The sequence below is a fragment of the Streptomyces sp. NPDC049577 genome (assembly GCF_040675635.1).
GTDB lineage: Bacteria > Actinomycetota > Actinomycetes > Streptomycetales > Streptomycetaceae > Streptomyces.
In genome coordinates this window covers 1-5,269 of the sequence record NZ_JBFAPH010000400.1, presented here as the reverse complement: position 1 = coordinate 5,269, position 5,269 = coordinate 1, and the positions used below count along the sequence as shown (strand labels likewise).

Here is a 5,269-nt window from a genome sequence, read left to right as displayed (position 1 = left end):
AGGCCCCACACGGACGGCGTCGTCACCGGCTGGGGCACCGTCCACGGGCGCCCGCGCCCTGCACACCGTCTTCCGCAGCCCCCCGCCGGTCACCGCCCCCAAGAGCGTGCTCGGGCACGCCATCGAGGGTGCGGGCGCCATCGAAGCGGCCCTGACCGTCCTGAGCCTCGTCCACCAGGAGATCCCGCCGACCGCGAACCTGGAACGCCTCGATCCCGACATCGACCTCGACATCGTGGCCAAGGTGCCACGCCGGCACCGCATGCGCGCCGCCGTCAGCAATTCGTTCGGATTCGGGGGCCAGAACGCGGTCCTGGTCCTCACCGCCCCCTGACGCTCCGGAGCCGACGACGATGACAGCCGAGCCCGTCGACTGGTTGAGGGAGCTGCGTCCCTCGCTCCCCCGCCTGCTGGACCGGCACCTGGCCGGCGCCTCCGCCTGGCTGCCGCACACCTACGTGCCGTGGAGCCGCGGCCGCGACTTCGACGGCCCGCTGGGCGGCACCCCGTGGACCGCGGAGCAGTCCCGGATGCCACCCGCGGTCCGGGACGCTCTGCTGGTCAATTTGCTGACCGAGGACAATCTGCCCGCCTACCACCACGAGTTGCACCGGGTCCTCGACGGGGACGAGAACTGGACCGCCTGGGTACACCGCTGGACCGCCGAGGAGGCCCGGCACTCCGACGCCCTTCGGGCTTACCTGCACACGACCAGGGCCGTGGATCCGGTTCTCCTCGAAGAGTCACGGATGCGCCACGTCTCTCGGGGCTACGCCCACGAGCACCCCACGCCGCTGCATTCCCTGGCGTACGTGATGATCCAGGAACTCGCCACCCGGGAAGCCCACCGCAATACCGGCGAGTTGTGCGCGGATCCGGCCGGCCGGCGGCTGCTCGGCCGGATCGCGGCCGATGAGAACCTCCACATGCTCTTCTATCGCGGCCTGTACGCCGACGCCCTTGCCATCGCCCCGGACGCCGCGGTGCGGACGCTGGCCGACGTCGTGTGCGCCTTCCAGATGCCTGGCACCACCGTCCCCGCCTTCCACCTGCGCGCCCTGCGCATCGCCGCCGCCGGCATCTACGACCTCGACGTCCACCGCGAGCACGTCCTCCAGCCGCTTCTGCGGGCGCTGGGCGTCATGACGCTCACCGGCCTGGGCCCGGACGGTGAACACGCCCTGGAGCGGATCGGGCGGCATCTGGAGAGCCTGCCCGGCGCCGCCGAGCGCGTACGCGAGCTGGCACGCCGGACCGGGCGGGCGCGTGCCGGGGCCGCCGGCTGACCGCACCCGTCGACCACCGGGACCGCAACGGATCCTGCCGTCCTTCTCCTCAGTACGGCGCCCCGGTCACGGTCCGGTCCAGAACATGTCGCCGACCGCTCGCGCCGACTGCAAGGCGTACCCCGCGGCCGAAGGATGGCAGCCGTCCGGGCTGAACAGTTCCGCCGGCCTGGCGCGGAAGTCGTCCACGGGCAGCGTTCCCACCCGCACGCCCGCCTCCCCGGCCGCGCGCCGCTGCAACGCGGCGAGGCGGCGTGACCGCCGGATCGCCGTGGCACGGATCCACCGGCGGAGGCCGGGTGCCGCCGACCAGTCCACGCACGGCAGCACGGCCACCTGCCAGCCGGCCGCCCGCAACCCGGCGGCGACGCGGCCCAGACGCGCGGCCGCCCGGCCGAGGCGGACCGGCAGGAGAACGTCGTTGCAGCCCACGATGATCACTGCTGTGCCGACGGGCACGCCCGACAGCGCGCGCACCTGACGGCGCAGCTGCCCGGTCGTGGCCCCCGCCCGGCCCAGCACCCTCAGCTCGACCGCTCTGCCCGTCTTCTCGACGATGCCCCGTGCCAGTTGTGCCCCCGGAGTCTCCCACCGCCTGCGCACCCCCACGCCGACGGACAGCGAGTCGCCCAGCAACACCAGCGACATCGCCTCTCCGCCCGCGGGTCCGTAGCGCCCGTCGGGCGACGGGACGCGCAGTGCCTGAACGGCAGGCGGACGGGCCATCAGCGCGGCCAGGTACCACCGCACGGCACGGTCCGCCATCCGCCGGGCCGACCGCCACCCCAGGGTCCTCCGCCTCACGAGCCGCCGCGCGGCCGTCCCGGGGCGGCCGCACCACGTGCCGGTACCCCCGGAGTCCTTCATGGGCAGGCAGACTAGCCAGCGGCCACGGGGCCCTCGGCCCCGACACGCGGTTCCGGGCGGCGGGCCACCGCATCGGGGGCTCCAGCGCGCAGGCACGCCGGGCGCCGACCGCCCGGCGTCAACCACGCGCGGATCCCGTGACGATTCCGGGTTACTCCTTGGGCCGTCCCGGTGAACGGCGGGACACACGGCCGGGCCGTGTCCCGCAGCATGGTGGTTCCGCCAGTCGGCCCCGCTGTACGACGGTACGGCTCAGCGCCCGGCGGAGCCGCGCGAGAAAGGGACCTCATCCGTGGACGCTCCGCCAAGTCGCCGGGCCTCCGCCCTGGACCGGGCCTTCCTCGCGCTCGGCGACGGTGCCCCGGACGCCCTCCCGGATGTCGGGGCGATCATGTATCTGGACGGCCCGGCGCCGTCCCTGGCGGACGTGCGGCAGGTCGTACTGGCCGCTCTCCCTGCCCTGCCCGTGCTGACGCACGAACTGCACGGACCGCCGGCGGACGTGCGCTGGCGGCCGGTCGCCGGCTTCGACGTGGCACGTCACCTGACCGAGACGGTCGCGGACGGCACGGGCCGCACGGCCGTGCTGGACGCGGCCCGGCAGCGGTGGGCCGGGCCGCTGCCGGCGGGCGCCGCCTGGGAACTGTGCCTGCTGCGGCCGTCGTCGGGCGAGGGCTGGGGCCTCTGTTACCGCGTGCACCACGCCTGGCAGGACGGCATGGCGATCGGGCACACCCTGCAGACGCTGTTCTCCCCGGCCGGCCCCGGTCCCTCCCCCCGGCCCGCCGCCGGTCAGCAGGCCGCCGCGCCATCCGTGGTCCGGTTCGTCCGCGCCGTGGTGACGTCCGTGGCGCTGTACGGCGGCTATCTGCGCCGCACGCCCAACGGACTGGGCGGACCGTGGAGCCTCTCGGGCCGGCGCCGGATCTCGACCGCCGCCACGTCTCTGCCCGTGCTGCGTGCCGTCGCCCGATCGGCCGGCGGCACGGTTCACGACGCCTACCTCGCCGCCCTGGCCGGCGCGGTACGCGCCTGGTGCGAGGAGACCGGACGGACTCCCGCACCGCTGTCGGTGGCCGTCGCGCTCAACGTCCGCCGCACGGACGAGCCGTCCACCTGGGGCAACCGCTGCTTCGTCCGGCGCGTACGGCTGCCGTGCCACGAGAGCGACCCGTCGCGCCGTCTCACCGGCACGGTGGCGGCCGCGGCCCCACTCAAGTCGCCGCGCGTGCGCCAGACCGCACAGGACCTGCTGTGCGGCTCGTCGGAGTGGCTGGTGCGCTTCGGGTTCCCCCGCTTCCTCGACCCGCGCTACGGCTCGTTCGTCTCCTCCTACGTGCCGTGCGGGGAGGACGGGTCGGCGGTGCCGGCGCGGCTCACCGACATCCTGCCGATCACACTGCTGCCTCCCGGACACCCGTTCAACATCTGCCTGACGACGTTCCGTTCGACCGCGCAGGTCGCCGTGGTGAGCGACACGGCCGTCACCGGCGCGCACCGGTTCCCGGCACTGTGGCAGCAGGCGGTCGAGGAACTGCGCGAGGCGACGGCGGTCTCCCCGCCGGCCCCCCGCGCCCCGGCCGACGGCCTGGCCGGCACCGCGGACGGGAGGGGTACCGCGTGATCCCGCCGCCCCGGGCCGCCGAGGCCGACTGCGCCGTGACTCTGGGCGGCGAGGACCGGGCCGCGCTGCGCCGTGCGGTCGCCCAGGTGGGCCGCGCCTACGGCATGCCCTACTTCCTGGAACAGGTACGGGCGGGCGAGCGCTGCGCCGAGCTGTGGGCGGACCTGGGACGCTGCGGCTTCACCGGCGTTCACCTGCCCGAGGCGTACGGAGGCGGGGGCGCCGGCATCACCGAACTGTGCGTCGTGGCCGAGGAGGTCGCCGCGCACGGCTGCCCGCTGCTGATGTTCATGGTGTCCTCCGCCGTCTGCGGGACGATCCTGGCCCGCTACGGCACCGAGGAACAGAAGCGCCGGTGGCTGCCCGGGATCGCGGACGGCAGCGCCACCATGGCCTTCGCCCTCACCGAGGCCGACGCCGGCTCCAACAGCAACCGGATCACCACGACAGCCCGGCCGGACCGGGGCGACTGGCTGCTGAGCGGCGGCAAGGTCTTCACCTCCGGCGTCGACACCGCGGCCGCCGTCATGGTCGTCGCCCGCGCCGAACTGCCGTCCGGCGGCCTGGGCCCCGGGCTGTTCGTCGTCGACCGCGACGCCCCCGGCCTCACCTGGCGGCCCATTCCGATGGACGTCGCCCTCGCCGAGGAGCAGCACGTGCTCTTCCTCGACGACGTGCGCGTGCCGCGGGGCGCGCGGGTCACCGACGGGGAGGGCGGGCTGAAGCCGCTGTTCGCCGGTCTCAACCCGGAGCGCCTCGTGGGCGCGTCACTGGCCAACGGGGTAGGCACGCTGGCCCTGCGCCGAGCGGTGGAGTACGCGTGCGGGCGCACCGTGTGGGACGTGCCGATCGGCGCCCACCAGGGCATCGCCCACCCGCTGGCCCGGGCCGCGATCGACGTGGAGCTGGCCCGGCTGATGGCCGCCAGGGCCGCGGCCCTGTACGACCTGGGCCGGCACAAGGCCGCCGGCGAGGCCGCGAACATGGCCAAGTACGCCGCCGCCGAGGCCTCGGCCCGGACCGTCGACGAGGTCCTGCGGGTCTTCGGCGGGAACGGCATGTGCAGCGAGTACGGCGTCGCGCCGCTGCTCGGGCTGTCCCGGGTCATCCGCGCGGCCCCCGTCAGCCAGGAGATGATCCTCAACCACGTCGCGCACGGCATGCTCGGCCTGCCGAAGTCGTACTGACCCCGACCGGAGCCCAGCCCCATGCTCATCGCACTGACCGGTGCCACCGGTTTCCTCGGCTCCCACCTGCTGGCCCGCCTCCTGGCCGGAGGAGCGGACGCCGTCGCCCTCGTCCGGGACGACGGGCCGGCAGGGCGGCAGCGGCTGCTGCGCGCCCTGCGCGCGACCGGCGTGCCGCTGCCCGACCACGCGGAACGCCGCGTACGGCTGCTCCGCGCCGACCTGCTCCGCCCCGGCCTGGGCCTCGCCGAGGCGGACCGCCACCGGCTGGCCGCCGACGTCGACGAGTGGTGGCACAGCGCCGG

5 protein-coding genes and 1 pseudogene are annotated in these 5,269 nt (G+C 75.0%); 5 read left to right on the top strand and 1 reads right to left on the bottom strand.

The genetic code is table 11. The features are described from left to right. Positions 1-334 (top strand): annotated as a pseudogene (locus tag AB0K09_RS29475) (3-oxoacyl-ACP synthase); the annotation flags it as partial. 19 nt (positions 335-353) lie between these two features. After that, entirely contained in the window at positions 354-1,286 is a 933-nt protein-coding gene (locus tag AB0K09_RS29470; protein ID WP_366068464.1) for an acyl-ACP desaturase, read from the top strand. Positions 1,287-1,352: 66 nt separating this feature from the next. On the opposite strand, the gene AB0K09_RS29465 is transcribed toward AB0K09_RS29470, so the two are convergent. Further along, positions 1,353-2,036, bottom strand: a complete 684-nt coding sequence (locus AB0K09_RS29465; RefSeq protein WP_366068463.1) for an SGNH/GDSL hydrolase family protein — start codon at positions 2,034-2,036, stop codon at positions 1,353-1,355. Positions 2,037-2,445: 409 nt separating this feature from the next. Between AB0K09_RS29465 and AB0K09_RS29460 the strand changes: the two genes are divergently transcribed. The 3 genes from AB0K09_RS29460 to AB0K09_RS29450 form a co-directional block, all read left to right on the top strand. After that, complete coding sequence (locus tag AB0K09_RS29460) at positions 2,446-3,777, top strand: hypothetical protein (protein WP_366068462.1); 1,332 nt, start codon at positions 2,446-2,448, stop codon at positions 3,775-3,777. Then, positions 3,774-4,964: an acyl-CoA dehydrogenase family protein gene (locus AB0K09_RS29455; protein WP_366068461.1), complete on the top strand. Its 1,191-nt coding sequence runs from the start codon at positions 3,774-3,776 to the stop codon at positions 4,962-4,964. Before AB0K09_RS29460 ends, AB0K09_RS29455 begins: the two co-directional genes overlap by 4 nt. A gap of 21 nt (positions 4,965-4,985) precedes the next feature. Then, a partial coding sequence (locus AB0K09_RS29450; protein ID WP_366068460.1) for an SDR family oxidoreductase occupies positions 4,986-5,269 on the top strand: 284 nt, incomplete at its 3' end.

Bases quoted from the DNA above. Each gene is read 5' to 3' on its own strand.
- AB0K09_RS29470 (WP_366068464.1), top strand. From the start codon at position 354: ATGACAGCCGAGCCCGTCGACTGGTTGAGGGAGCTGCGTCCCTCGCTC.